This is a genomic window from Dyella sp. C11, from assembly GCF_003121485.1.
Lineage (GTDB): Bacteria > Pseudomonadota > Gammaproteobacteria > Xanthomonadales > Rhodanobacteraceae > Dyella.
The window spans coordinates 20,678-45,602 of record NZ_QAVX01000028.1 but is presented as its reverse complement, the minus strand read 5'-3'; the positions used below and the strand labels follow the sequence as shown (position 1 = coordinate 45,602).

Sequence of the window (24,925 nt, the reverse complement as noted above, 5' to 3'; positions counted from 1 at the left end):
TCGGAGTCTGCAAAGGGGAACTGTTCACATCCCCGGGTTAGGATGGAGGCCGGGCGGGCAACCGCCCGGCCTTTTTCATTTTCATGTCGCGGAGCTATCCATGCGCAAGACCCTGCTGTTGCTCGTTCCCATCGCGCTGCTCGGCGCGTGCACCTATGGCATTACGCTGGACGATGCCGGGAAGAACGTCCGCACGGCCTGGAGCGGCGATGTGTCTTCCTGCCGTGACCTGGGCAAGGTCACGGTGTCGGTGATGGATCACGTCGGCCCGATCGACCGCAACGACATCAAGGTGCGCGACGAGCTGGAAGTCATGGCACGCAACGAAGCGGCCAAGATGCACGCCGACACCATCAAGCCGCTGGGCGACCCCACCGACGGTTCGCAGCCGTGGGGCGCTTATCAGTGTGGCAACGCCAACCTGGCCCCGGCGGGTCGTCCGGCCAACCCGGCGAACCCGAATCCGCCGCCGGCAGGCACGGCGCCTGGCGGTTTCGAAACGTATCCGGTCAAGGGCAACTGATCGGATAGCGCGTGACTGCATCGCCCCGGTTTTGCCGGGGCGAGGGTGGACAACTCGCCAGCACTCCCGAAAGGCGCCCTCGTGGCGCCTTTTTCACGCGCGCAGGTTGAGGCTCTTGCATACCCGTGAGGGCGGGCATAAAATTTACATGTATATATTACATATATGTACTATCTGGGCCGCGTGCCATGAGCAGCTTTCTTCCCACCGAGCAACGCCTGGCGGTTACCCGTCAGCGATATCCCGTGTTTCCGCGGGAGCCGGCGATTCTTGTCCGGCTGATCAAGCACATTTACCGACGCGTGCAGGACGACACCAACGCGTTGCTGCGCCCGTACGGCATCAATCATCCGGAATACAACCTGCTGATGATGCTCTATGGAACGGACGGCTATTCGCTGCATCCCACCGAGCTGGCCGACGCGGCCGGTGAGAAGTCGGCCAATATCACGCGACTCACCAACGAGCTTGCCGACAAAGGTCTGATTGCGCGAAACGCCAGCGAAGAGGATCGTCGCAAGGTCACGCTCACCCTTACCGACGAAGGCTTGGCTCTCATCGAGAACCTGCTGCCGGAGATCTGCGAGCTGCTGAAATGGCAGGTGGATGGGTTGGCCCCGCGCGACATCACGCAGCTTGAGCGCCTGCTCAAGAAATACCTCGACCGATTGGAGCGCGCCTGACTATGTCGGCTGTCCCTACCGACATTTCTGCCTGGCGCAATCCGCCATGGCTGCGCGAGTTCGCGGCGGAAGAATCGCAGGCGTGGATCTTCGTGCTGAAGAGCCTCATCGCGTTCTATCTCGCCGCGTGGATCACCATGGTGTTCCAGCTGGAACAGCCGTCGACCACCATGGTCACGGTATCCATCGTGATGCATCCGCAAAGCGGTACCGTACTGGCGAAAAGCTTCTACCGCGCGCTGGGCACGTGCACGGGCAGCCTGGTTGGCGTGCTGCTGATTGCGGCGTTTCCGCAGCAGCGCGAACTGTTCCTGCTCAGCATGTCGCTATGGGTGGCATTGTGTGCGGGCGGCGCGGTGCTCTACCGCAACTTCATGTCCTACGGCTTCGTGCTGGCAGGCTATACCGCTTTCATCGTGGTGTTGCCGGCCATCGATCACCCCACGGCCGTGTTCGATTCGGCGGTGTCGCGTGTGAGCGAGGTGATGCTTGGCATCATCGTGGCGGGCCTGGTGAGCGACGTGGTGCTGCCGGTGCGCTTGCGACAGGTGCTTCGGCGCATTTCTCGCGAGCACTACAAGCACTTCATCGATTTCGCCCGCGGCAGCCTGGGCGGCGCGATTCCCCGCGCGGAAATGGAGGGCATCCATCTGCGCTTCGTGCGCGCGGCGGTGCAGATCGAAGACCTTCGCTCGTCGGTGATCTTCGAAGATCCCGAGGCGCGTGCGCGCAGCAGTCGCATGCAGTTGCTCAACCTGCGCTACATGGCGGCGGCCACCAGCTTCCAGTCGCTGCATCACCTGATCAACCGCCTGCAACGCAACAATCATCCGCGCACGGCAGCGGCGCTGATCAAGCTGTACGCGCCGGTTGGCGAGGCACTGAGCCCCGATCCTTCCGAAGAGCCCATTCCGCGCTTGCTGGCGACGCGCCTGGAAGCCTGCGAGCCGAAACTGGCCCCGCTGGCGGCAGAGCTGCGCGAAGACCTGCGGCAGGACCCGGAACTGCTGCTGGAATTCGACAGCGGCACCACGCTAATCCGGCGCTTTGCCGCCGAACTTCGCGACTTCACCTCGCTGGAAGCGACGCTGCGCGAGACGCAGGGCGTGCTGGGTCGCTCGGTGGAGCGCGTGGATTTCAAGCGCGCGAACGACTACGCCGCACCGCTCATTGCCATCGTGCGTACCTTCTTCACCATGGCCACGCTGAGTATCTTCTGGGTGGAAACGGGCTGGCCGTTCGGTCTCAGTGCGTTGCTGCTGGCCACGGTATTCAGCGGTCTCCTTGCGTCGTCGCCGTCACCGTTGGCTGCGACGGCCAATACATGGTTTGCCTATCTGGCCGGCCTGATCGCGGCATTCTTCGTGTTGTTCCGGTTGATGCCGGGCAGCGATGGCTTCGTGATGCTGATACTGGTTTCGGCGCCGCTGCTGGCGCTGGGACCGTACCTCACCACGCGTGCGGTGACCTTGCCGGGCGTCGGCGCGGGCTATTCGCTCGGCTTTGCGTACATCCTCGCCTTGAAGAACCCGATGGTGTATTCGCCCGAGCGCTTCCTCAACGACAGCATCGCCGCGTTGCTGGGCCTGATGGCGAGCGGTGCAGCCTTCATGATCATTCCCACGGTGATCGGCACGCAGTGGCTGCGTCGCCGTCAGCTGGTGCAATTGCGTCGACAGGTGGTGTTCGCCGCCACGGCACCCATGGACGGCATCCTTTATCGCTTCGAAAGCGTGAATCGCGACCTGTACCACCAGATCGTGCAGTTCACGCGCCAGGGCAGCGAGGAATCGCACGTGCTGTTCTCGTGGGCGCTTGCCGTGCACGACAGCGGCCGCGCCATCATCGAATTGCGCCAGGACATGGCACACGCGGATCTGCCACCGCCGCTTCTGGAAAGCATGCAGCGTGCCGTCGATGCGCTGGCGCGGCTCTATGACGAACCCGACAAGGTGCGCTGGCAGGCGGCCGACGAAGCCGTCGATCACGCCATCGTGCTGACTACTCAAACGTTGCCGCAATCACGCGCGAGCTGCCAGCCGGCGCTGGCGGACCTGCTGCAATTGCGTACCGCGTTGCGCGACGATGATTCCGCGCTGACACCCTATATCGTCAAGGCACCGGAGACCGGCCATGCCGCGTGAAGTCGCTCTCGCCGATGCCCTCGTGCCGGGCCTGCTGCTCATCTACCTGGGCTGCCTGCTCGTACTGTGGGTTATCGACACCATCATTGGCCGCTACGGTTTGTACCGCTATGTCTGGCATCCCTCCTTGTTCCGCGTCGCGATGTTCTTCGTGCTGTTCGGCGCGGCTGGCCTGATCCTGTACCCATAACCTATGAAACTCGAACCCCAAGCCCTGCTCCGATTCGCCATCACCGCGGTTGTCGTCATCGTGGCCTTGGTGCTCTGCCATGCGCTATGGCGGCATTACCTGTATTCGCCCTGGACACGCGACGGTCGCGTGCGCGCGGAAGTGATACGCATCGCACCGGATGTCTCCGGCCTGGTGACGCGCGTGCCGGTCATCGACAACCAGGAAGTGAAGAAGGGCGACGTGCTCTTCGAGATCGATCCGGAGCGCTACCACATCGCGCTGGCGCAGGCGGAAGCCAACCTCAACGCGGCCAAGGCTGCCGCCATCGCCGCGGGTGCCAATATCGATGCGGTGCTTGCCAGCGCCACCGCGCGCAAGGCCGAGTACGAGATGCGCCAGGAGCAGGCGCAGCGTCGCCAGGAGCTGGCCGACGTGGTGCCGAAGGAAGAACGCACCGACGCCAAGTCCGCTGCCGCTACTGCGCGTGCGGTGTGGGAACAGGCGCAGGCCAGCGGCAACCAGGCACACGCGACGCGCCAGCAGGCCGAAGCCGCCGTGGTACAGGCGCAGGTGGCGGTGGATCGCGCCAAGCTCGATCTGGAGCGCACGGAAGTCCGCGCGCCGGTGGACGGCTATGTCACCAACCTCGACGTGCGCGTGGGCGACTACGCCGCCACCGGCAGTCCGCGTCTGGCGCTGATCGATCGCCACAGCTACTACATCTACGGCTATTTCGAGGAAACCAAGCTCCCGCACCTGCGCGTGGGTGATCCGGTGGATATCCGCATGCTCAGCGGCGGCATCAAGCTCAAGGGCCACATCACCGGCGTGGCGCGCGGCATCACCGATCGCGACAACCCCACCGGCAAGGACCTGCTGGCCGACGTCAATCCCACCTTCAACTGGGTGCGCCTGGCGCAGCGCGTACCGGTGCGCGTGGACATCGATGAGGCGAGCGAGCCGAAGGGGCTGATCCTCTCCGCCGGCATGACGGTGAGCATCGACGTGCAGCCGCGCCGCGTGCTCGACAAGGAACACGCTGCCACGCAGTAAGTCCCTGTCAAAGCACGGCTTGTGCACACGGCGCCGACATCGCCTTGACGGCGTCGGCGCCGAAGCGCCAAGCGTGCGCTCCACCATTCAAGTCCGGTTGATTACCATGTCCGCATGAATCGACCGCTTCCCTCGCCACGCAGCATCGCCCGCCGACTGTTTTCGCCGCGTCGGCGGCGTGCGCTCGACTTGTCCGGCCACGTGAATTTCGCCGTGCCGCCGGAAGCGATCACCACGCTGGAAGGTCCGGCAGCGTTTCGGGAAACCCTGCTCTCGCTGATTGCGCAGGCGCATCGACGCATTGTGCTGGTGGCGCTGTATCTGCAGGACGACGATGCCGGCCGCGAAGTGCTCGAAGCATTGCACGGTGCGCGCAGCGTGCGCCCGGATCTTTCCATCGAGGTGTACGTCGACTGGCATCGCGCGCGTCGCGGGCTTATCGGCAAGGGCACCAGCGAAGGCAATGCGGCGATGTACCGCAAATTCGCCGAGCGCTTCGGCGACGGCGTGGTGATACGCGGCGTGCCCGTGCAGACGCGTGAGCTGTTTGGCGTGCTGCACCTGAAAGGCTTCATCATCGACGACACCGTGCTCTACAGCGGTGCCAGCCTCAACGATGTCTATCTGGCCAAGCACGGCCGCTATCGTCTCGATCGCTATCACGTGATTCGCCACAAGCCGCTGGCGGACAGCATGGCGGCCTATGTGGACGGCCAATTCCAGGGCAGCGACGCCGTGCCGCGCCTGGATCATCTGCCGCAACCGCGTTCGCGCGATCTGCAGGAGCCGATTCGCCGGTTGCGCCAGTCGCTGCAGGAAGCGCAGTACGTGGGCGAAAGCGAAGTGCCGCGCCACGGTGACATCACGGTGATTCCGCTGGCGGGTTTTGGCCGCAACGACAATGCGCTCAACGAAACGCTGCTCGGCTTGCTGCGGCGTGCGCAGAAGCGCGTGATCCTGTTGACGCCGTACTTCAATCTGCCGCGTCCCGTGCGTGCGGTCATCGGCCAGTTGCTTCGTCGCGGTTGCCAGCTGGACATCATGGTGGGCGACAAGACCGCCAACGATTTCTACATTCCGCCGGAGCAGCCTTTCAGCCGCATCGGCTTGCTGCCCTATCTGTACGAAGCCAACCTGCGCCGCTTTGCCCGCTCGCATCAGCGCGCCATCGACCATGGCCAGCTCAACCTGTGGTTGTGGCGCGATGGCGACAACACGTACCACCTCAAGGGCTTGTTCGTGGACGACGAGACCGCGGTGTTGACCGGCAACAACCTCAACCCGCGCGCCTGGGCACTGGATCTGGAAAACGGCCTGCTGCTGCGCGATCCGTGGGGCAAGCTCACCGGACAGCATGAAGCGGAATGGCAGCGGTTGCGTCAATGCGCAACGCGTGTCGCGCATTACCGTGATCTGCCGGGCGCGCGCAGTTATCCGCCGGAAGTACGCAAGCTGCTGAAGCGTTTGCGGCGTGTGCGTCTGGATCGCCTGTTGGGGCGATTGCTCTGACGAGAACATCGCTTTTGCAGGAGCCCACTTGTGGGCGACAACCCAGCGAAGCGTTGAGGTTGAAGGCTGCTGTCGCGCACAGGGTGCGCTCCCACACGGGGAAATGTCAGCTGGCCAGCCGTTCCAGTCGCAGTGACAGCCAGCGCGATACATCGGCCCACTCGCTGTCGATGATGCTGAAGCACACCGTGTTGCGCAGCGTGCCATCGGGGCGTCGCTTGTGGTTGCGCAGTACGCCTTCGCGTTGTGCGCCCAGGCGCTCGATGGCGCGTTGTGAATCGAGGTTGCGGTGGTCGGTATGGAATTCCACCGCCACGCAGCCCAGCGTTTCGAACGCATGCCTGAGCAGCAGGCGCTTGCACGCGGTATTGAGATGGCTTTTCTGCCAGCGTTTCGCGTACCACGTGTAGCCGATCGCCACGCGGCGTGGATCGTTCACGAAGTCGTAGAAGCGTGTGGTGCCGACGATCTCGCCGCTGCTTTTCTCGCGTACGACGAACGGCAGCATCAGGCCGGCCTGGTGGCCGGCCAGCGCCTTGGCGATGTAGCCGGCGGCTTCGCCTGGCGCCGGGGCGCTGGTGAACCACAGGTTCCACAGTTCGCCGTCTGACGCCGCCGCTTCGAGGGCGGGAGCGTGGTCGGACGTCAGGGGTTCGAGGGCGACGAAGGCGTCCTCCAGCACGACAGGCGTCAGCACGGACATCGGCGCTCCGGGAGGGACGTCAGGCGTCCAGGTCGGGGATGAGCTTGCTTTCCAGCCGTGCGATGTGGTCCTTCAGCAGCAGCTTGCGCTTCTTCAGCCGGGTGAGCTGCAGCTCGTCGCGGCTCAGCGATACGGCCAGGTGCTCGATGGCCACATCGAGATCGCGGTGCTCGACCCGCAATTCAGCCAGCATGTGAGCGATCTCGGCTTGGTCCTGAACCTGCATGATGGGGACACGGCGGCGGAAAACCCGGCCAGTGTAGCGCTGTCGGACCCGGGGCGGTCAGGTCGCTACAATAGGGGGCCACTTCGCTCCGAACGATCCATGTCCGCCCAGCCCGACGCCATCCGCAAGCAGCACCACGAGGCCGCCAAGCTGGCCAAGCGCCTGCGCCATCAGGTAGGCCAGGCCGTTGCCGACTTCAACATGATCGAGGACGGCGACAAGGTGATGGTGTGCCTGTCCGGGGGCAAGGATTCCTACACGCTGCTGGATGTCCTGCTGTCGTTGCAGGCCAGGGCGCCCGTGCGCTTCGAGATCGTCGCGGTTAACCTGGACCAGAAGCAGCCAGGGTTCCCCGCCCATGTGCTGCCGGGATACCTCGCCGCGCGCGGCGTGCCGTTCCACATCATCGAGCAGGACACGTATTCCACCGTCACGCGCGTCATTCCGGAAGGAAAGACTATGTGCAGCCTGTGCTCGCGCCTGCGGCGCGGCGCGCTGTACCACTGGGCAGCGGCCAACGGCGTCACCAAGATCGCGCTGGGACATCATCGCGACGACATCCTGGGCACGTTTTTCCTGAACCTGTTCTACCAGGCGCAGCTGAAGGCCATGCCGCCCAAGTTGCGTTCGGACGATGGCCGCCACGTGGTGATCCGCCCGCTGGCGTACTGCAAGGAAAGCGACATCGCCCAATACGCCGAGGCACGCGCATTTCCCATCATTCCGTGCAATCTTTGCGGGTCGCAGGAAAACCTGCAGCGCAAGGCGGTAAAGCGCATGATGGAGGACTGGGAAACCACCCAGCCCGGCCGTGCCGAGAACATCTTCCGCGCGCTGGGCAGCGTGTCACCGTCCCAGCTCGCCGACCGCAACCTGTTTGACTTCGCGTCGCTTGGCGCACGCGAAGGTGTCGCCCGCGCCGCTGCGCACCAGTGGCTTGCCGGTTCGCCGGACGAGTCGTCTCTTTCTCACGAATCAGCCGAGTAACGCCGTGTCTCTCTTTGCATCCGTTGAAATGGTCCCGGGCGATCCGATCCTGGGTCTCACCGAGGCCTTCGTGGCCGATACGCGTCCGAACAAGGTCAACCTGGGCGTGGGCATCTATTACGACGAGCAGGGCCGCATCCCGTTGATGCGCGCCGTGCAGCAGGTGGAGCAGAAGCTCGCGCAGGAAGCCAAGCCGCGCGGCTATCTCCCCATCGACGGCATGCCGGCCTACAACCTCACCACCCAGAAGCTGGTGTTCGGCGAAGACTCGCCGCTGCTGGCCGCCGGTCGCGTGGCGACCTCGCAGACCATCGGTGGCAGCGGCGCGCTGCGCATTGGCGCGGACCTGCTCAAGCAGATCCTGCCCAAGGCCACCATCGCCATCAGCAACCCGAGCTGGGAAAACCACCGCGTGGTGTTCGGCTCTGCCGGTTTCGACGTGGTGACTTACGCCTACTACGACGCCGCCACGCACGGCCTGGATTTCGCCGGCATGCTGGCCGATCTCGGCAAGCTTGAGCCGGGCACCGTGGTGCTGCTGCACGCGTGCTGCCACAACCCGACCGGCGTGGATTTGAACGCCGAGCAGTGGCAGCAGGTGGTGGACCTGGTGAAGGACCGCGGCCTCATGCCCTTCATCGACATGGCCTACCAGGGCTTCGACGTCGGCATCGACGCCGATGCCACCGCCGTTCGCCTGTTCGCGGCCTCCGGCATCGACGCGTTCGTGGTCGCCAATTCGTACTCCAAGTCGTTCTCGCTATACGGCGAGCGCGTGGGCGCCCTGTCCGTGGTGGGCAAGGACCGCCAGGAAACGCTGCGCGTGCAGTCGCTGGTCAAGCGCACCATCCGTTCCAACTACTCCAGCCCCTCCACCCACGGCGGCGCGCTGGTTTCGACCGTGCTCGGCAGCGCCGAACTCAAGGCGATGTGGGAGCAGGAGCTGGGTGAGATGCGCGAGCGCATCCACGCGATGCGTGCCGGCATGGTCGAGAAGCTGGCTGCCGTGGGCGCCTCGCACTTCGGCTTCATCCAGGAGCAGGCGGGCATGTTCTCCTACTCGGGCCTGTCCAAGGAACAGGTGGACCGCCTGCGCGAGGAATACGCCATTTACGCCGTCGGCACCGGCCGCATCTGCGTTGCAGCGCTCAACCGTGCGAATCTGGACACGGTGGTGAATGCGGTGGCGGCGGTGAGTCGCTGATCGCCAAGCCAAAGCCAAAACTTTCCTACTCGTCATCCCGGCGCAGGCCGGGATCCAGGTGCGGGGCACATCGATGATGCAACCCCGCCGCTTCAGGTTCTGAGGCGCTGGATTCCGGCTTGCGCCGGAATGACGGCATAAAGCACAGGTACCGAATGTTCTTCCGCAATCTCACGCTGTTCCGCTTTTCCCCCCACGTTTCCGATGACCTGAACCGCCTGGACGAGGTGTTGGGCGATTACCGCCTGCGCCCCTGCGGTCCCATGGAAATGGGTACCAAGGGTTTCGTGCCGCCGGTGGGTCGTGGCGACGAAGCCGCGCTCACCCACGTGGTGCATGCCTGCACCATGGTCACCGTGGGCAGCGAGGACAAGCTGCTCCCCGGCGCCGTGGTGAACGACGAACTTCACCGCCGTGTGCAGAAAATCGCCGAAGAAGAAGGCCGCAAGGTCGGCGGTCGCGAGCGCAAGCGCCTGAAGGAAGACGTGCTCAACGAACTGGTGCCGCGCGCCTTCATCCGCAGCTCGCGCCAGCGTGCCTACGTGGACAAGAAAAACGGCTGGCTGGTGCTGGACACCTCCAGTCGCAAGTCCGCTGAGAACACGCTCACGCAGATGCGTGAGGCGCTGGGCAGCTTCCCGGCCGTCCCGCTGGCGCCGGAAGAAGGCCCGCGCGTGCTCATGACCGACTGGCTCGCCAACGGCAACCTGCCGGCCGGGCTGGCGCTGGGCGACGAAGTGGAGCTGCGCGACCCCGCCACGGCCACCGGCGCCATCGCCAAGTGTCGCCGCCAGGACCTGGACGGCGAGGAAGTGAAGGAGCACCTTCGCAACGGCAAGCAGGTGTTCCAGTTGGGTCTCACCTTCGATGAGCGCATGAGCTTCGTGCTGGGCGAGGATCGGATCGTCCGCAAGCTGAAGTTCCTGGACGTGGTCACCGAAGAGCTGGGCGACAGCCACCCGGACGCCGCTGCCGAGGCCGATGCCACCTTCGCCCTCCTCACGCTGGAGCTGGAGCGTCTGCTGGGCAAGCTGGAAGAGTGGTTCGGCCTGCCGCGTCCCGCCGAGGCCTGAGCCGGAGCCCTGCTGGCGCCCGTGAGCGCCAGCAGGCTCAGCACCATACGCACAGGGCGTATGGTCGGCGCGTATGGTCATGGGCTCGTCTTGCGAAGCCTGCATGCTCCCCCCACATCTCCTCTGGGACACTGGTTCCCCTTTGGATTTGGTCGGCCTGGACGCCAAGCAGTTAGGGCGGGGACATGACGCAGCACTTAGAAGGCGATTGGCTGGAATTGGCCACCACAAGCGGCAGCACCATTCGTGTGCTCAAGTCCGCCCACCCGCGCGCACGTCGATTGCGTTTGACGGTGACGCCCAAGGGCGCGCGCGTGTCGTATCCGCACGGCACGCATCCGGCGCAGGTGAGTGCGTTCCTTCGTCATCACGCCGACTGGCTCGAACGCAAGCTCGATGAGTTGCACCTCATCGTCAAACCGTTGCCGCCGCTTCGCGTGGGTACGCCCACCGAATTTCCGCTGCGTGGCGAAACCGTGCAGCTCGACTGGGCGGAAGGTCCGTATCCGCGCGTCGAAGCCGGCGAAGGCACGCTGACCTTGATCATTCCGCGTCCGCATACACGCGCGTTACCGGTGGCGCGTGGCTTGCTCGCCTCGTACTTCGAACAGCAGATTCGTCGCGATGTGGCGCGCTGGATCGCCACCTACGTGCCGCAACTGGGCCTGGCGCCGACGGCCTTGCGCGTGCGTCCGATGAAGAGCCTGTGGGGCAGCCTCGATACGCGTGACCGCATCAACCTCGATCTCGCGCTGGCACTGGCTCCGCCGAACGCCTTGAAGTACGTGCTGGCGCATGAGCTGTGCCATCTGAAAGTACGCAGCCACGCGCCACGCTTCTGGCAACAGGTGGAAGGCCTGTTTCCGGAATGGCGCGAACAGCGCGACTGGCTGCGCCTCAACGGCGCCTGGTTGAAGACCGAGCTGGACCGACTCATCGCCGACGTGGCCGATTGAGACACACGCTTTAACCCCATTGGCGCGTTCCCGGCGATCATGGATGTATCGCTCAGGGAAAGGACGCCATGTCGGTTGCCACTGCACTGCCTACGGACTGGTTGCAGGCCTGCGCGCAAGCGCTGGCGCATGTCCAGTCGCAGTTGAACCCTCCGCACGTCGAGCGCATCGCCGAGACTTCGGCGATGACCGATGCCGAATGCATGCAGCGCTATCGCCAGGGCGATGCCCACGCGTTTCGCGTCCTGTACGCCCGCTACCGGGAAAAGCTGCATCGCTACACGCTGCGCCTGGCCGGCAAGGCCAGCGAGGCCGAGGAAGTCTTCCAGGATGTCTGGATGGCCGTGGTGCATGGCAAGGATCGCTACGAACCCAGCGCACCTTTCGCTGCATGGCTGTTCGGCATTGCGCATCGTCGCGCGGCGGATCGCTGGCGCGTGCTGGGTCGCCACGCGCCCGATGCCGTGGATGCATACGACAACAGCGACGATGTGCTGGAGCAACAGGCGGCACCGTTGCTGCACGCGCCCGACCGGCACCTGGACAACGATGCGCTCGGCAAGGCCCTGATCGACGCCGTGCAGGCGCTGCCATTGCCGCAGCGCGAAGCGTTCCTGATGAAGGCCGAGGGCGAGCTCTCGCTCGAGGACATCGCCATGGCCACGGGCACCACCCGCGAAACCGTGAAAAGCCGCCTGCGCTACGCGCAGCAGAAACTGCGCGAGGCCTTGCAGCCATGGCGATGAGCGAGGACATGGACGATCTGCTCGGCGCGTACCGCAAGGCATCGCACGAAGCCCCTTCGCCCATCGTGGATGCACGCATCCTGCGCGCGGCCGACAACGCAGCGTCGTCGCGCCGCTGGTATCGCCGCGCGATGTGGCCTGCCGCCATGGCAGCGTCGGTGCTGCTCTGGGCGGGCACGCACGTTTCATTCGACCGCCCTGCGCCCGCTGGCCACGCCATGGCGGGTTACGACGCCGGCGTAGCCCGCATCGAACTCCTGCGCATGGACGTCACGCCACCACCCAGCGACGTCGACCGCTTCCTGCTCAACGTCACCAGCGAACCGCTTCAGCACACGACAAGGAATGCTCCATGAAGAACCTCTTCGCGACAGCGATGTTGCTCGCCGCCGGGCTTGCGGGTGCCGCACACGCAGCCACGCCTTCCGGCTGGTTCATGTACGTCAACGGTGCGCCTTCCAGCGATTTTGACACCGGTACTGAATCATCCACGCGCACTTCGGGCGCTACCAGCGCGTTCCTTCGCGCCAAGGCCGACAGCGCCGGTTTCGCCACGCTGATGCAGACCATCGATGCGTCCACTTATCAGGGCAAGCGCGTACGCCTCTCGGGTTACCTGCGCACGAAGGATGCCGGCAAGGGCCAGTTGTGGATGCGCGTGGATGGCGCCGACAGGAAGTCGGTGGCCTTCGACAACATGGACGACCGTGCCCCGCAGGGCGACAAGACGTGGCAGCATTTCGACGTGGTGCTGGATGTGCCCGAGCAGGCGCGCGACATCGCCTTTGGCCTGCTGCTGCAGAACAAGGGCGAGGTATGGGCCGACGGACTTGCCTTCGACGTGGTCGACAAGACCGTGCCGACCACCGGCAAACAGCCTCACACGCTGCCCGCTGCGCCAGTGAACATGGATTTCTCGCGCTAAGTTCGCATTCTTGAAAGCTTTGGGCGCGAGAAGGATTTGGTTCGAGCGAAAGCGCTGAGCGCTTTTACTTCCTCTCCCCTTCGGGTCGCCCGCAGGGGAGAGGGAGCTGCACGGTTCCTTTGCTTCTTTCCTGTTTCATTCGGCTGCTTTTGTGGCCAAACGTCTAAGACATGCACAAAGACCGCGTGACGGCTGTCACTTGCCGTCGCGCCGCTCAGACCCGAGTCTTTGGCAATCCATCCACGAGGGGAATGGTCATGGAACTACCGATTGAAGGGATCATCAAGACAGCCTGGCTGGTGTTCGGGCTGTACTGGTTGTGGGGATGGCGGCGCGTGAAAAACGCGCAGCGTGGCGAGAGCGTGTTGCCTCGCATCCTCAAGTACTGGCTGCCGCTGGCCGTCGCGGTGTGGTTGATCGGCCCCGGTCAGTGGTTTCGCGCCTCATGGCTGGGCGAGCGCATGTATCCCGCATGGCTGGAAACGGCGTTGCTCGGCGCACTTGTCACATGGATCGGCGTGGCGTTCGCGTGCTGGGCGCGTTACGTGCTGGGGCGCAACTGGAGCTCCGTGGTGCAGGTGAAGCAGGACCACGAACTGATTCAACGTGGCCCGTATCGCTTCGTGCGCCATCCGATCTACACAGGGCTGTTGCTGGCGTTCTTCGGCACGGCGATGGCCATTGGCGAATGGCGCGGATTGATCTGCGTCGCCATCGTGGCCGCGTCGTTCTGGTTCAAGCTGCGACTGGAAGAGCGCTGGATGCGGGAGAGCTTCGGTGCCGCCTACGAGCAGTACATGCTGCGAACGAAGGCGCTGATTCCGGGCGTGCTGTAACAATGGACGTCACGGGCCGGATGGCTGAACGCCATCCGGCCTGTTGCTTCAGTGCGAAAGGGCGAACTGCGTGATGATGCGCGCCGTCTCGTCCGGCTTCTCGACGATGGGCATGTGGTTGCAGCCCATCAGCATGCTGGTGCTGATGGCGCCGGCGTTCTTCAGGCCGTTGCGCAAGTTGTCCAGCGCGGATACGTCGATGATCTTGTCGTCGTGGCACCACATGCCAAGCACCGGCATCTGCAGTTGGTCAAGGCGATTCTGCAGCGACAGGTACTGCGACGGATCGCGCAGCTCGGTGAACGTGCGGTCGATGAAGGCACGGCTGTCCTGGTTGCGCTTGATCAGCACGTCCTGGAAGCGGCCAGGAATATCCAGCGGCTTCACGAATGCCCACCCCGTGGCCTTCGCAAACTGCTCGCGGTTGTCGAACACGAACGGATTCGTGCCGGACATGGCCAGGCGCGAGAAGTCGTTCTCGTTGTACTTCAGGCCAAACGAATCGAGCAGTGCCAGTTCGGCCACGTGATCGGGATGCTCAGCGGCGTACACGCCGGCAATGGCGCCGCCCATCGAGTGACCGACCAAGATCACCTTGCCCAGATGCAGCGTATCGATGAAGCCCTGCAGGCGTGCCACCTGTGCATCGATGTTGTAGCTGGCGCCATCCACGCGCGTGGATTCGCCCCAGCCCGGGAGATCAGGCGCGATCACGTGGAAATGCGGCGACAGCAGTTCCAGCTGCTTGAGCCACACCTCCTTGCTGGCGGCAAAACCGTGCAGCATCAGGATGGTGGGACCTTCGCCGCCTTCGTAGTACACCCATTTGGTGTCGCCCACCTGCACGGAATGCTTTTCCACGTGCGCGGCCATGGCCTGGCGCTTGAAGTCGGCGGTCATCAGCCACTGCGGCGCGAACAGGTAGGAACCACCCAGCAGGACGACGAGCACAAGCGCCACGACGCCGAGGAATTTCAATCGCCGCAAGGCAAGCCGCTGCCAGAGCGGGCGCGTCGAGGCGGGCGTGGTGACGGTCGTCGATTTCTTGGTGGCCATAAGCAAACCAGTAATGGGGAACGCGGCTATCGATGGCGTCGCGCGCCTCCTTTTGCAAGGAGGCGCGCGTGCGGCTTACTTGCTGCTGTTCTTCTTCGCTTTCTCGAAGATCGACTCGACAGCCTGCTGCGTCAGCGGGTGGTAGCCACTCTTGGCCTTCGCATAAACCTGCTGCGCGTAGGCGAGACCGTCCGGCGTCTTCACGAAGGCCTTGTACAGCGGCAGCGTGAGATACAGGCGGCCAATGCGCGTCATGTGCTCGGCAGCTGCCGGCCACACATCCTTGTCACCCGCGGCGATGGCATGGCTGTACCAGCGCATGCCGATCTCGGCATTCGGCGTGCCGGTGAGATGCCACGCGGCGTCGATCTGCTTGATCTTGTCCAGCGGCGTCACGTCCGGCAGGCCATCGAGGAAGTACATCCATTCCTGCGTGTTCCAGCCCTTCGCATCGAGCTTGTCGGCGGCGAGCGAGCCGGCAAGGAAGGATGTGCGCTCCTTGTCGATCGCGTTGAAGCGCGGCGAATCCGGCAGCGGTGCATCCTTCGGAATGCCCGGGTCGTACACCCACTGCTTCACTTCATCCCAGCTCATCTTGCCCGGGTTCTTGTCGAACAGATTCGCCTTCAGGTAATCGAGCATCTGTTCCGTGGTGATGCTCTGGAACGCGAAGTGCGCGAAATAGCCCTTCAGGTACGCATCGAACGTTTCGCGGCCAAAGCGCTGTTCCAGCGTACGCAGGAACCAGCTGCCCTTGTCGTACGGCACTTCGGAGATCGAGTCGTCGGCGCCGATGCCGGGCGTGGGTGCGAGACGCTGCGCATTTTCCGGAATGGCGTTGTCCTTGATGGACTTCTGCAGGCCGCGCGCGGAAATCAGTGCTTCCTCGTCGGCCAGCGTCTTGCCGTACACCGCTTCCGTGATGCGGCCCTGCACGTAGGTGGTGAAGCCCTCGTTGAGCCAGATGTCGCGCCATGCGCCGCTGGTGACGAGGTTGCCCGACCACGAATGCGCCAGCTCATGCGAGATCACCGACACCAGGCTCTTGTCGCCCACCAGCAGCGTCGGCGTGGCGAACGTCATGTTCGGGTTTTCCATGCCGCCGAACGGGAACGACGGCGGCAGCACCAGCAGGTCGTAGCGACCCCACGCGTACGGGCCGTACAAGGTTTCAGCCGTCTTGATCAGTTTCTCAGTGTCCTCGAATTCCTTCGCCGCCTTGCCGACGATGCTCGGCTCCGCATAGACGGCCGAACGCGGGCCGGTTTCCTTCGCCGCGATGTCGCCCGCCGCGATGGCGAGCAGGTACGAGGGAATCGGGTGCGGCTGGTTGAAGCTGAAGCTGCCATCGAGCGGATGGTTGGCATCATTGAGCGCGCTCATCACTACGCGCACATCCTTCGGTGCGGTGACGCGGGCGTTGTAGGTGAAGCGGATGGCCGGCGAATCCTGCAGCGGCACCCACGAGCGAGCGTGGATGGATTCGGACTGCGAGAACATGAAGGGCAGCTTCTTGTCCGCCGTCTGTTCCGGCGTGAGCCACTGCAGGCCCGATGCCGTCGGTGCGGTGGAGTAGGTGATGCGCACCTGCGCCGGATGCTGCGGCGTGGCAATGGTGAGCTTGCTGCCCAGCTCCTTGTCGCTCGGCGCCAGCGCGTACTTCAGCGCGCTCGCCTTGCCGGCCGCGTCGATGCCTTCGATGCTGGCGATCTTCAGGTCGCGGGTATCGAGCACCAGCGACTGGGCCTTGGGGTCCTTCCAGTCCAGCTTCAGCGTGGCCTGGCCGTCGAGTTCCTTGTGCGGAAAATCGACCTTCAGATCCAGGTCCAGATGAGTCACGCGGACCTGGTCGGGCTGGGCGTAGGAATGCGGATCAGCGGCAAAGGCGCTCAGCGGCAGCGCGAGGGCGCCGAAGGCGAGGACGTGGAACGGGCGCATCGGGGGAACTCCAAAAGCGGGAATCCCGAGTATGCCATTGGTGGGGTGGTGGCCGCGGGTGCGGATGGTCACCCCGCCGGCGCCGCTTTTTGCTCCCTGTCTCCGCCGGGGAGAGGGTTGGGGTGAGGAGTCAACCTAGCCTCACCCTTTCTATTCGTCGTGCCTGCTTTTGCTCCCTCTCCCCTCTGGGGAGAGGGTTGGGGTGAGGGGTCAACCTAGCCTCACCCTTTCTATTCGTCGTGCCTGCTTTTGCTCCCTCTCCCCTCTGGGGAGAGGGTTGGGGTAAGGGGAAGGTGCTCGCGGTCACGTTTCCTGCGCCTACGGCCATTCTTGCGATGACCTCGCTATCCCCTCACTGTCATCCCGGCGTAGGCCGGAGGCGCTTTTCAACGGCCCACAGGCCGGTAATCCAGTGACTTTGCCTTTGGCTTGTCGCTCGATTGCAGCTTCTCCGCAACCTGGCTCGCCTGCCGCGGGCTTCCGACCTCCTGCCGGAGGCCGGGTCACTTTCCCTTGCTTGCCCAAGTCCCACGGGGATTAGCTTCGCGTCAGAAAGTAACCAAAGAGAAGGGCACCCCGGATGACGCGCCTTCCGGCCTTCGGCCTCCAGGTTCGCGTGCGGGTTACGGGGTTTGTCGACAGGGCATCCTGCCCTGACGACAAACTGGCTGGCATCCATGCCAGCCACCCTGCGGGCTGATCCTTCACCCGCCCGCCGCTGTCATACGGGGCCCCCGGGAAAGAGCCAAAGCAAAAAGCGAAAGCGACACTCAGGGCTTGCCCGCGCCTCGATCCATGTCGCCACGTTCCCTTGTAGGAGCGCATCTTGTGCGCGACCGCGCCGTGTCGCTGTATCGCGTTGTGAGGTTGTCGCGCACAGGGTGCGCTCCTACAGAGACGGGAAAGGTATCGCGGGGCTGACCCCTCACCCCAACCCTCTCCCCAGCGGGGAGAGGGAGTTAAGTCGGGCTGCGTGTGTGATGTGCGACTCTCGTTGAGTGCCTCGTCGTGGCGCGCTCGGCGCCAGCAACTCACAGCCTCAATGCGTCGAAGCTGCGGCCGCTGGTTCTGCCGACCGGCCTCGCTGCAACGACTGCACATACTCGATCACATCCTGCTTCGACACCGCGCCGCGATGATTCTTGTCGATGGCGTCGAAGTGCGCGCGGATGAAGGGTACCGGGCCATTCTCGGCTTCCTCCTTCGTCAACAAGCCGTCCTTGTTCTTGTCGGCAATGTCGAAGTTCTTCAGCTGCATCTGCGCCTGGTTGGCGATATTGCCCAGTCCCGACTGCGCATAGGCAGCGGAGGCAGCAAGTGAGGCGAGTGCGGCGAAAAGCAGAGCATGGTGGCGCATGGTGACTCTCTCCCTAGAATGGCGGGCGGAGTATGTCACCGGGCATGTGAGCGGATCGTTCGTGCGAAGTCCCGGCGCCGTGTCGGATCTCGCGCATTTTTCCTTGTGGGAGCGCACCCTGTGCGCGACTGGCCTCACCCTCAGGCAAGGACTGTCGCGCACAGGGTGCGCTCCCACAGAGGGGTTCCGGTTTACACGCCGAGATCCAGCGCGTTGGTCAGGTCGCCGGGCGGCGGGCCACCGGCGGCGATCATGGCCTCTTCGCGCATGGTGAGGCCGGGCAGTTTCTCCAGGCCGAAACGGCGCGTGAGGAAACGCGCAATGGAGCCCGTGTCGTAGATCGTGTGATCCACGTGGCCCTTCTTGGCCAGCGGTGACACGACCAGCGCGGGAATGCGCGAGCCCGGTCCCCAGCGGTCGCCCTTGGGTGGTGCCACGTGATCCCACCAGCCGCCGTTTTCGTCGACGGTGATGACCAGCAGCGTGTGTTTCCACGAGGGCGATTTCTGCAAGGCGTCGACGATGGCCATGACATGACGGTCGCCCGTATCCACGTCCGAATAACCGGCGTGCATGTTGAGATCGCCCTGCGGCTTGTAGAAGCTCACGGCGGGCAGGCGATTGGCTTCGATATCGGCGATGAAGCGATTCGTCTTCGACGTTTCGCCCACGCCGCCATCGCGCAGGTGCTTTGCACGCGCTTCCGTGCCGGGCGCGAGACTCTTGAAGTAGTTCAGCGGCTGGTGATGGATCTGGAAATTCGGACGTTGCGGGAACTGGTGTTCGTCGCCGTCGCCCTTGCCATCCAGCGCCATCTGCCACGCACCGGCGTACCACGCCCAATCCACGTTCTTGGCGGAAAGCATGTCGCCGATGTTCTTGTGCACCTGCGGCGGCAACGCATTGGGGCTGTCTCCCGCGGCGAGCAGCGGGTTCTTGCCCGATTGCGTGCTGGTCGGCTGGTACGGCGGCATCATGGTGTTCACGGCCCAGAAGTCGGGCGTGAGCTGGCTGCGCGAAGCGAACTTCGGCTTGCCTTCCATCGCACTGGTGGGCGATTCGTGGGAAAGCTTCAGGCGCGGATCGTCCGCCTTGCCGCTTTCGGTCACGGCGATGTTGAACTGCGCAGGGCTCTTGTCCGCATCGGGATAGAACGGCGGTTGCGCAGCTACCAGGTATTGGTGGTTGAGGAACGAGCCACCGAACGTGCCCATGAACCAGTTGTCGCACAGCGTGTACTGGCGCGCGAGCTGCCACAGACGCAGGTTGGATGCGCTGTCGTCGTAGTGGCCCATCACCATGGCGCCGGTATCGCCCCAGGCGACGAAGCCATCGTTCTTGCCGCCGTTGATCTGGCGCTGGTTCTCGTAGAACGCATGCACCAAGTCACGCGTCACCACGCCGTGCGGCAGCGGTTCGCCACTGCCGGTGCGCAGTGCCCACGGCGCGTTCGGCAGGCCGAGCAGATCTTCCTGCATCACCTGGTAGTCGCGGTGGTTCACCGTCTGCTTGTGCGGCGCCATGCCGTGCCAGATCGGCGGCAGGTTTTTCAGCACGGAACCGTCGCGGTCGCGCTGCAGGTATTCCTCGGGCTTGAGCGCGCTGAGCGGCTTTTCCACGCCGGGGAAGTTGGCGAACAGGTTGTTGAAGCTGCGGTTCTCCAGATAGATCACCACCACCTGCTGAACCTGCTTGCGCAGTGCTTCGTCGATGGCGGCGGGCGCGACAGACGACGCCGTGCCCTTGCCAGCGGCGGCGAGAGCTTCGGTGCCACCGATGGCCAGGGCCGCGCCACCCAACGCCAGTCCGCCAAGCAGGCGGCGGCGCGAGGGGTCTTCGGGTGATTGATCGTCGGTATCGGGGGAATGCGGGGGATTGAGCTTACTCACGGTGCGGCATCATCGTAGAAACGGGAAAGGTCGGCCTTCGCTTCTTCCAGCGAAGTCTGATCGAGATAGATCATGTGACCGGAAGGATAAAAGCCGTAAGTGACGTTCTTGCGTTCCGCCGGCTCCAGCCCGAGATGGGTCAGGTCGAACTCGGTCGCGTAGAACGGCGTGGCCAGGTCATAGTAACCGTTCGCGGAAAATACCTTCAGATGCGGGTTGCGGCGCATGGCGTCGCCCAGGTCGTCGCCCACATAGGTGGCCTGCAACCAGCCGCCGTTTTTCTTGCGCTTCCAGTCCCAGTTGCGGCCGATGGCGCCGTAGTTGTTGGGAAGGTAGGCGCGATCGTCGGTGAACTTCAGCTCGTTCGCCGCATATTGATTGAACGCGGCCACGTAGGCGCCCGTGATGGCGTCGCTGGCAGTGTCGCCATCAGGCGTTTCACCGGCGGCGTCAGGGTCGATGCCCTGGAAACGGCCGTCCAGACGTCCGACCGTCAATCGCTGGTCTCGCAGCAGTTCCTTGCGGAATCGGCTGGGATTCACGCGCAGGTTCGCTTCCTTGATGTACTGCGGCGACAGGCCAAGATAGCGACTCATCTGGTTGGCCACGCGATCGGCTTCGGCCGGGTCGATGGCATCGCCCTTGGCCAGTGCCAGCGTGTAGTCACCCGACGCAAAGCGGCGCACCTCGGCAAGGAAGGTTTTGATGTCCGCGGGCTTGTTCGGCACCTTGTTGTGATACCAGGCAATGGCCGCTTCCGTGGGCAGATTGACGACGTAGCCGTGGTCGATGCCGGGCGCCGCCACGGAGAAATCGAGGATGGACGACATCAGCACGACGCCGTTGAACTCCATGCCTGCGTCCTGCAGCGACTTCACCAGCACCGCCGAACGCGTGGTGCCGTAGCTTTCGCCAAACAGGAACTTGGGCGAGTTCCAGCGATTGTTGACGCTGACATAGCGCGTGATGAATTTGGTGAACGCATCCGCGTCCTGGTCCACGCCCCACACATCCTTGCCTTCCGCCTTGCCGACGAGTCGCGAGTAACCCGTGCCCGGCGCATCGATGAAGACGAGGTCGGTCTTGTCGAGCAGGCTCTGGTCGTTCGGCACCCAGTGATAGGGCGCGGGTGGAATCGGCTTGTCACCATCGTTGGCCACGCGTACCGGGCCAAATGAACCCATGTGCAGCCACATGGATGAGGAGCCCGGACCGCCGTTGTAGAAGAACGTGACCGGGCGCTTCTTGTCCTTGCTGCCATCCGCCGTGTACGCGACATAGAAGAAGCTCACCGTCGGCTTGCCCTTCTCATCGCGAATGGTGAGGCGTCCCGCCGTTGCGGTGTAGCTGATGGTGCGGTTGCCTACGCGCACGCTGTGTTTGGTGACGGACGCGTGTTCGGGTGGTGTCGGCTGTGTGTTGTCGTCGGCGCTCTTGTCCTTGTCGCCCTGTTCGGATTTGGGGGCGTCCTTGGGGGTGTCGGCGGCGTGGAGCGGAAGCGTGCCCAGGGCCAGGGTGATGGCGAAGGCGAGTGAGGCGATTGAGATCGTACGCATGTCACTGATTTCCTGAAAACCGTGCCACGAAGCTGGCGATGATGTTGTTGTCCTCACCGTCATTCCCGCGAAGGCGGGAATCCAGTGCCTTTCGTTCAACGCCTCAAGGCGCTGGATCCCCGCCTGCGCGGGGATGACGGCCATGAGAGGCCGTCGAGATGTTCCTGATTACGGATGCACCGTCGCGTCGTAATACCGCGCCAGATCACCCTTGAGCTGCTGCAGCGCTTCGGTGTTGAGGTAAATCATGTGGCCCGACGGGTAGTACAGGAAATGCACGTTGCTGCGAAGCGACGGCTCCAGGTTCATGTGTGCAATGTCGTACTCGGTAATGAAGAACGGCGTCGCAAAGTCGTAGTAGCCGTTGATCGACAGCAACTGCAGGTTGGGATTGGTGCGCATGGCATGTGCGAGATCGCCTGCCACGTAGGCGGTCTGCAGCGGGCGCTTGATGCCGGCTGCCTGGTGTTTCCAGTCCCAGTTCTTGCCGATGTCGCCAAAGGTCGGGCGATAGTCGAGATCGCTGTGGTAGTTGAGCTGGTTGTTCACGTAATCGTTGAACGCGCTGATGAACGCGCCGCTGATACCCGTATCCGATGCATCGTAGTCTGGCGTCTCACCGGCCGCGTCTTCGTCCACGCCTTCGAAGCGCGCGTCGTAGCGACCGATGGTGCGACGTTCATCGCGCAGCAGTTCCTTGCGGAAGCGCGACGGCTCCACACGCAGGTTCGCTTCCTTGATGTACTCCGGTGACATGCCGGTGAAGGCAGCGAGCTGGCGTGCAACGGCATCGGCTTCCGCAGGCGGGACATCCTGGCCCTTGGCGAGTGCGGTGGCATACGGACCACGAGCAAACGCGCGCACCTGGTCGAGATAGGTCTTCAGGTCCGCCGGCTTGTTGGCGAGCTTGTTGTGATACCACGCTGCGGCGGCGTAGCTCGGCACGTAGCCGATGTACATCTCGTCGTAGCCCGGGTTGCGCACGCCGTAGTTGAGGATGGACGACATGATGATCACGCCGTTGAGCGACATGCCCTTGTCCTGCAGCGCATCGGCAAGCGCGCCGGAACGCGTGGTGCCGTAGCTTTCGCCGTAGAGGAACTTCGGCGAATTCCAGCGGTTGTTGATCGTCACGTAGCGCTGGATGGCGCGCGAGAACGCCGACACGTCCTGGTCCACGCCCCAGAAATCCTTGCCTTCGGCCTTGCCGAGCGGGCGCGAATAACCCGTGCCCACCGCATCGATGAAGACCAGGTCGGTCTTGTCGAGCAGGCTGTCGCTGTTGGGCACCAGCTTGTACGGCGCCGGCGCGGTGGCGGCGGGGCTGTCGGTGGCAATGCGCACCGGGCCGAACGAACCCATGTGCAGCCACATGGACGACGAACCCGGACCACCGTTGTAAAGGAACGTCACCGGGCGCTTCTCCGGCTTGCCGTTGTCCACGGTGTAGGCCACATAGAACACGCTGGCCTGCGGCTCGCCCTTGTCGTCGCGGATGATCACCGTGCCTGCCGTGGCCGTGTACGACACCGAACGGCCGTTGACGCTCACGCTGTGCTTGGTGCGCACCGCCGTTTCGGTGGTGGGCGCCTTGATCTCGTCATCCTTGCTGGTGGTGGTTTTCTGGTCGGTTGGCGCGTCCTTGGCCAACGTCATGGAACACGGCGACAGCGCAAGGCTGCCCACCATCAGCAGGGTGAAGAGGTGACGCATGAAAATCCCCGTTGGATCAGGCTCAAAGTCCCGAGTATGCGTACGGGCGTGCTGGGGCGACCGTGACAAAAGTACTGGGTAGCTTGCTTTGTGCTGACGAAAAGCGGGTTACGATGCCGGCAAGTTCATGCGCAAGGATGGCGACGATGACACTATGGAATGCATCGATATGGCTGCTCGTGGCGCTGTTTTCTTCAACCGCACATGCCCAGTCCGAGGATGACGAACTGCGCCGCGTAGCCGTGTCCTGTCCTGCCGCGGCAGCGTGGATACGCGCACACCGCGCGTCTTCGCTGGCGACAAAGCGTGATGACGATCACGCTTTGTCAGCCCCTGCGCTGCGTGACGCGTTGAGCGATCGCGTGAAGAAAGACCAGCAGGCGAGAGATGCATGGATGGCCGCCGGATTGCGCGCCGACAGCAAGGAGGCCGAGGCGGTTGCCAGCGTGGATGCCGCCAATACCTCGTGGCTGAAAGGCGTTGTGGCGCGCGCCGGCTTTCCCTTGCCGACCCAGGTGGGCAAACAGGGTGTGATGGATGCCTGGCTGCTTGTGCAGCACGCCGACCGCGATCCCGCCTTCCAGTCCAGCGTGCTGGCCCAGCTTGAACCACGCGCAAAGGACGGCACCATTCGCCCCTCCGACTACGCCATGCTGGTGGATCGCGTGCGCATCAACCAGGGCAAGCCACAGCTCTACGGCTCGCAGTTCACCGGCGATCCGTCGAAACCCGGCGACATGCACATGGAACCGGTGGAGGACGCGGCGCACCTGGATGAACGGCGCAGTGGCATGGGCCTCATGCCGAGTGGCGATTACGAATGCGCACTTCGCGCCACTTACGCCGTGGAGCCCGCCAGAAACTGAAACCGCCGCTATCCGTGAGGATGCGGCGGTTCGAAATGGAGCGTGTGGCGTTGGATCAAGGCGACGCGGCGGGTGGCTGCTGCGTCGGCTGAGCCACCGGTGCCGAGGTCGTCGCCGGCGCCGGCGTGGGCAGTACCAGGTTCGGGTTGGACTGCACGGCCTCCAGGGCCTTGATCTGCTGCTTCACCGCATCGAGCTGCGCGTTGGTGTTGTGCAGGTCGCTGGAAAGCGACACGGCCTGCTGGCGCGCCTGTTCCTGCTGCGCAGCCACCTGCTGTGCCTGTTGCTGCTGGTTGTTGGCGTCCTGCTGCAAGGCATGCAGCTTGGCCTCGTTCACCGAGATCATGTGCTCGGCGTACTTGTTGCCGGCATCCAGGCGCATGGTGTCGATTTCCACCTGGCCCAGCGTCTGCGTCTGCGACACGAACGTACGATACAGGCTTTCTGCATCGTCGAAGGAGTCGGTCTGCATCACGCGCCAGAACTCCTTGCCGTGGAACAGCACCACGTAATAGCCCAGCGTTTCCGGGCGGAACAGCAGGCTCGCGCCGTAGGTGCTGTTGTACGTGGTGCGCACTTCGGTGAGCTGGTGGTTGTCGATCAGCTGGCGGAGGCTTTCCACCGTGCTCAGCGGCACGCGTGGCTGCGTGGATACCGTTGCAGCCTCGGGCGAGGGCGGCATGGGATTGTTGGTTGTCGCCGGCGCGCTGGCACAGGCCGAGGTGGCCATCAGCACCAGGGTGCCCATCGCGAACAGCACACGACGCGAGCTCGCGTTGCGAGTCAAAACCTTCATCCCGTAATTCCCCA

General features: G+C 63.9%; 24 protein-coding genes. 15 read left to right on the top strand and 9 right to left on the bottom strand.

The features are described 5' to 3' along the window. Positions 1-100: 100 nt before the first annotated feature. From DK366_RS19635 to pssA, 6 genes are all read left to right on the top strand, one after another. Positions 101-523 carry a DUF4156 domain-containing protein gene (locus DK366_RS19635; RefSeq protein WP_109127250.1) on the top strand — a complete coding sequence of 141 codons (423 nt, stop codon included), beginning with the start codon at positions 101-103 and terminating at the stop codon, positions 521-523. A gap of 188 nt (positions 524-711) precedes the next feature. Beyond that, a complete protein-coding gene (locus DK366_RS19630) occupies positions 712-1,206 on the top strand; it encodes a MarR family transcriptional regulator (RefSeq protein ID WP_109127249.1) in 495 nt (164 codons plus the stop codon). A gap of 2 nt (positions 1,207-1,208) precedes the next feature. Next, positions 1,209-3,350, top strand: coding sequence for an FUSC family protein (locus tag DK366_RS19625; RefSeq protein ID WP_109127248.1), 2,142 nt, complete (start codon positions 1,209-1,211; stop codon positions 3,348-3,350). Then, positions 3,340-3,540 (top strand): DUF1656 domain-containing protein, encoded by a 201-nt coding sequence (locus tag DK366_RS19620; RefSeq protein ID WP_109127247.1) that lies wholly within the window; start codon positions 3,340-3,342, stop codon positions 3,538-3,540. Before DK366_RS19625 ends, DK366_RS19620 begins: the two co-directional genes overlap by 11 nt. Before the next feature lie 3 nt (positions 3,541-3,543). Then, a complete protein-coding gene (locus DK366_RS19615) occupies positions 3,544-4,575 on the top strand; it encodes an HlyD family secretion protein (RefSeq protein WP_109127246.1) in 1,032 nt (343 codons plus the stop codon). A gap of 114 nt (positions 4,576-4,689) precedes the next feature. Then, positions 4,690-6,084, top strand: coding sequence for a CDP-diacylglycerol--serine O-phosphatidyltransferase (gene pssA / locus DK366_RS19610; protein ID WP_109127245.1), 1,395 nt, complete (start codon positions 4,690-4,692; stop codon positions 6,082-6,084). A gap of 106 nt (positions 6,085-6,190) precedes the next feature. Here pssA and DK366_RS19605 read toward each other — a convergent pair whose 3' ends face one another. Together DK366_RS19605 and DK366_RS19600 are read right to left on the bottom strand one after the other, a co-directional pair. Further along, on the bottom strand, positions 6,191-6,787 hold the full coding sequence (locus tag DK366_RS19605) for a GNAT family N-acetyltransferase (RefSeq protein ID WP_109127244.1): 597 nt from the start codon (positions 6,785-6,787) through the stop codon (positions 6,191-6,193). 19 nt (positions 6,788-6,806) lie between these two features. Next, positions 6,807-7,013, bottom strand: coding sequence for a DUF465 domain-containing protein (locus DK366_RS19600; RefSeq protein WP_109127243.1), 207 nt, complete (start codon positions 7,011-7,013; stop codon positions 6,807-6,809). Between the two features lie 99 nt (positions 7,014-7,112). Between DK366_RS19600 and ttcA the strand changes: the two genes are divergently transcribed. From ttcA to DK366_RS19560, 8 genes are all read left to right on the top strand, one after another. Beyond that, entirely contained in the window at positions 7,113-8,000 is an 888-nt protein-coding gene (ttcA, locus tag DK366_RS19595) for a tRNA 2-thiocytidine(32) synthetase TtcA (protein WP_109127242.1), read from the top strand. Positions 8,001-8,004: 4 nt separating this feature from the next. Then, positions 8,005-9,204, top strand: coding sequence for an amino acid aminotransferase (locus DK366_RS19590; RefSeq protein WP_109127241.1), 1,200 nt, complete (start codon positions 8,005-8,007; stop codon positions 9,202-9,204). A 155-nt stretch (positions 9,205-9,359) separates the two neighbouring features. Beyond that, positions 9,360-10,277, top strand: a complete 918-nt coding sequence (locus DK366_RS19585; protein WP_109127240.1) for a recombination-associated protein RdgC — start codon at positions 9,360-9,362, stop codon at positions 10,275-10,277. A 185-nt stretch (positions 10,278-10,462) separates the two neighbouring features. Then, complete coding sequence (locus DK366_RS19580; RefSeq protein ID WP_109127239.1) at positions 10,463-11,233, top strand: SprT family zinc-dependent metalloprotease; 771 nt, start codon at positions 10,463-10,465, stop codon at positions 11,231-11,233. 68 nt (positions 11,234-11,301) lie between these two features. Continuing rightward, a complete protein-coding gene (locus tag DK366_RS19575; RefSeq protein WP_109127238.1) occupies positions 11,302-11,979 on the top strand; it encodes a sigma-70 family RNA polymerase sigma factor in 678 nt (225 codons plus the stop codon). A gap of 8 nt (positions 11,980-11,987) precedes the next feature. Continuing rightward, positions 11,988-12,335, top strand: coding sequence for a hypothetical protein (locus DK366_RS19570; protein ID WP_157956628.1), 348 nt, complete (start codon positions 11,988-11,990; stop codon positions 12,333-12,335). Further along, positions 12,332-12,904 carry a hypothetical protein gene (locus DK366_RS19565; RefSeq protein ID WP_109127236.1) on the top strand — a complete coding sequence of 191 codons (573 nt, stop codon included), beginning with the start codon at positions 12,332-12,334 and terminating at the stop codon, positions 12,902-12,904. Before DK366_RS19570 ends, DK366_RS19565 begins: the two co-directional genes overlap by 4 nt. 257 nt (positions 12,905-13,161) lie before the next feature. Beyond that, on the top strand, positions 13,162-13,740 hold the full coding sequence (locus DK366_RS19560) for an isoprenylcysteine carboxylmethyltransferase family protein (protein WP_109127260.1): 579 nt from the start codon (positions 13,162-13,164) through the stop codon (positions 13,738-13,740). 48 nt (positions 13,741-13,788) lie between these two features. Here the strand turns inward: DK366_RS19560 and DK366_RS19555 are convergent, their stop codons facing one another. From DK366_RS19555 to DK366_RS19530, 6 genes are all read right to left on the bottom strand, one after another. Then, entirely contained in the window at positions 13,789-14,796 is a 1,008-nt protein-coding gene (locus tag DK366_RS19555) for an alpha/beta fold hydrolase (RefSeq protein ID WP_109127235.1), read from the bottom strand. A gap of 75 nt (positions 14,797-14,871) precedes the next feature. After that, positions 14,872-16,734 (bottom strand): M1 family metallopeptidase, encoded by a 1,863-nt coding sequence (locus DK366_RS19550; RefSeq protein WP_109127234.1) that lies wholly within the window; start codon positions 16,732-16,734, stop codon positions 14,872-14,874. 1,039 nt (positions 16,735-17,773) lie between these two features. Further along, entirely contained in the window at positions 17,774-18,091 is a 318-nt protein-coding gene (locus DK366_RS19545; RefSeq protein ID WP_109127233.1) for an EF-hand domain-containing protein, read from the bottom strand. A gap of 191 nt (positions 18,092-18,282) precedes the next feature. After that, complete coding sequence (gene acpA / locus DK366_RS19540) at positions 18,283-19,980, bottom strand: acid phosphatase (RefSeq protein ID WP_109127232.1); 1,698 nt, start codon at positions 19,978-19,980, stop codon at positions 18,283-18,285. Then, positions 19,977-21,536: a peptidase S10 gene (locus DK366_RS19535; RefSeq protein ID WP_109127231.1), complete on the bottom strand. Its 1,560-nt coding sequence runs from the start codon at positions 21,534-21,536 to the stop codon at positions 19,977-19,979. The genes acpA and DK366_RS19535 overlap by 4 nt, the downstream gene beginning before the upstream one ends. Positions 21,537-21,704: 168 nt before the next feature. Beyond that, on the bottom strand, positions 21,705-23,249 hold the full coding sequence (locus DK366_RS19530; protein ID WP_109127230.1) for a peptidase S10: 1,545 nt from the start codon (positions 23,247-23,249) through the stop codon (positions 21,705-21,707). 146 nt (positions 23,250-23,395) lie between these two features. On the opposite strand from DK366_RS19530, the gene DK366_RS19525 reads away from it, so the two are divergent. Beyond that, entirely contained in the window at positions 23,396-24,115 is a 720-nt protein-coding gene (locus tag DK366_RS19525; RefSeq protein ID WP_109127229.1) for a DUF6624 domain-containing protein, read from the top strand. 55 nt (positions 24,116-24,170) lie between these two features. Here DK366_RS19525 and DK366_RS19520 read toward each other — a convergent pair whose 3' ends face one another. Continuing rightward, positions 24,171-24,911 carry a DUF2968 domain-containing protein gene (locus tag DK366_RS19520; protein WP_109127228.1) on the bottom strand — a complete coding sequence of 247 codons (741 nt, stop codon included), beginning with the start codon at positions 24,909-24,911 and terminating at the stop codon, positions 24,171-24,173. Positions 24,912-24,925 lie beyond the last annotated feature (14 nt).

What these genes read in the sequence shown, in the direction of transcription:
- DK366_RS19635 (WP_109127250.1), top strand. Translation starts at nt 101, where the DNA reads ATGCGCAAGACCCTGCTGTTGCTCGTTCCCATCGCGCTGCTCGGCGCG.
- DK366_RS19600 (WP_109127243.1), bottom strand. Translation starts at nt 7,013, where the DNA reads ATGCAGGTTCAGGACCAAGCCGAGATCGCTCACATGCTGGCTGAATTG.
- DK366_RS19625 (WP_109127248.1), top strand. Translation starts at nt 1,209, where the DNA reads ATGTCGGCTGTCCCTACCGACATTTCTGCCTGGCGCAATCCGCCATGG.
- DK366_RS19525 (WP_109127229.1), top strand. Translation starts at nt 23,396, where the DNA reads ATGACACTATGGAATGCATCGATATGGCTGCTCGTGGCGCTGTTTTCT.
- DK366_RS19575 (WP_109127238.1), top strand. Translation starts at nt 11,302, where the DNA reads ATGTCGGTTGCCACTGCACTGCCTACGGACTGGTTGCAGGCCTGCGCG.
- ttcA (WP_109127242.1), top strand. Translation starts at nt 7,113, where the DNA reads ATGTCCGCCCAGCCCGACGCCATCCGCAAGCAGCACCACGAGGCCGCC.
- DK366_RS19520 (WP_109127228.1), bottom strand. Translation starts at nt 24,911, where the DNA reads ATGAAGGTTTTGACTCGCAACGCGAGCTCGCGTCGTGTGCTGTTCGCG.
- DK366_RS19585 (WP_109127240.1), top strand. Translation starts at nt 9,360, where the DNA reads ATGTTCTTCCGCAATCTCACGCTGTTCCGCTTTTCCCCCCACGTTTCC.
- DK366_RS19565 (WP_109127236.1), top strand. Translation starts at nt 12,332, where the DNA reads ATGAAGAACCTCTTCGCGACAGCGATGTTGCTCGCCGCCGGGCTTGCG.
- DK366_RS19620 (WP_109127247.1), top strand. Translation starts at nt 3,340, where the DNA reads ATGCCGCGTGAAGTCGCTCTCGCCGATGCCCTCGTGCCGGGCCTGCTG.
- DK366_RS19530 (WP_109127230.1), bottom strand. Translation starts at nt 23,249, where the DNA reads ATGCGTCACCTCTTCACCCTGCTGATGGTGGGCAGCCTTGCGCTGTCG.
- DK366_RS19580 (WP_109127239.1), top strand. Translation starts at nt 10,463, where the DNA reads ATGACGCAGCACTTAGAAGGCGATTGGCTGGAATTGGCCACCACAAGC.
- DK366_RS19560 (WP_109127260.1), top strand. Translation starts at nt 13,162, where the DNA reads ATGGAACTACCGATTGAAGGGATCATCAAGACAGCCTGGCTGGTGTTC.
- DK366_RS19550 (WP_109127234.1), bottom strand. Translation starts at nt 16,734, where the DNA reads ATGCGCCCGTTCCACGTCCTCGCCTTCGGCGCCCTCGCGCTGCCGCTG.
- DK366_RS19605 (WP_109127244.1), bottom strand. Translation starts at nt 6,787, where the DNA reads ATGTCCGTGCTGACGCCTGTCGTGCTGGAGGACGCCTTCGTCGCCCTC.
- DK366_RS19545 (WP_109127233.1), bottom strand. Translation starts at nt 18,091, where the DNA reads ATGCGCCACCATGCTCTGCTTTTCGCCGCACTCGCCTCACTTGCTGCC.
- DK366_RS19555 (WP_109127235.1), bottom strand. Translation starts at nt 14,796, where the DNA reads ATGGCCACCAAGAAATCGACGACCGTCACCACGCCCGCCTCGACGCGC.
- DK366_RS19615 (WP_109127246.1), top strand. Translation starts at nt 3,544, where the DNA reads ATGAAACTCGAACCCCAAGCCCTGCTCCGATTCGCCATCACCGCGGTT.
- DK366_RS19570 (WP_157956628.1), top strand. Translation starts at nt 11,988, where the DNA reads ATGGACGATCTGCTCGGCGCGTACCGCAAGGCATCGCACGAAGCCCCT.
- DK366_RS19630 (WP_109127249.1), top strand. Translation starts at nt 712, where the DNA reads ATGAGCAGCTTTCTTCCCACCGAGCAACGCCTGGCGGTTACCCGTCAG.
- pssA (WP_109127245.1), top strand. Translation starts at nt 4,690, where the DNA reads ATGAATCGACCGCTTCCCTCGCCACGCAGCATCGCCCGCCGACTGTTT.
- DK366_RS19535 (WP_109127231.1), bottom strand. Translation starts at nt 21,536, where the DNA reads ATGCGTACGATCTCAATCGCCTCACTCGCCTTCGCCATCACCCTGGCC.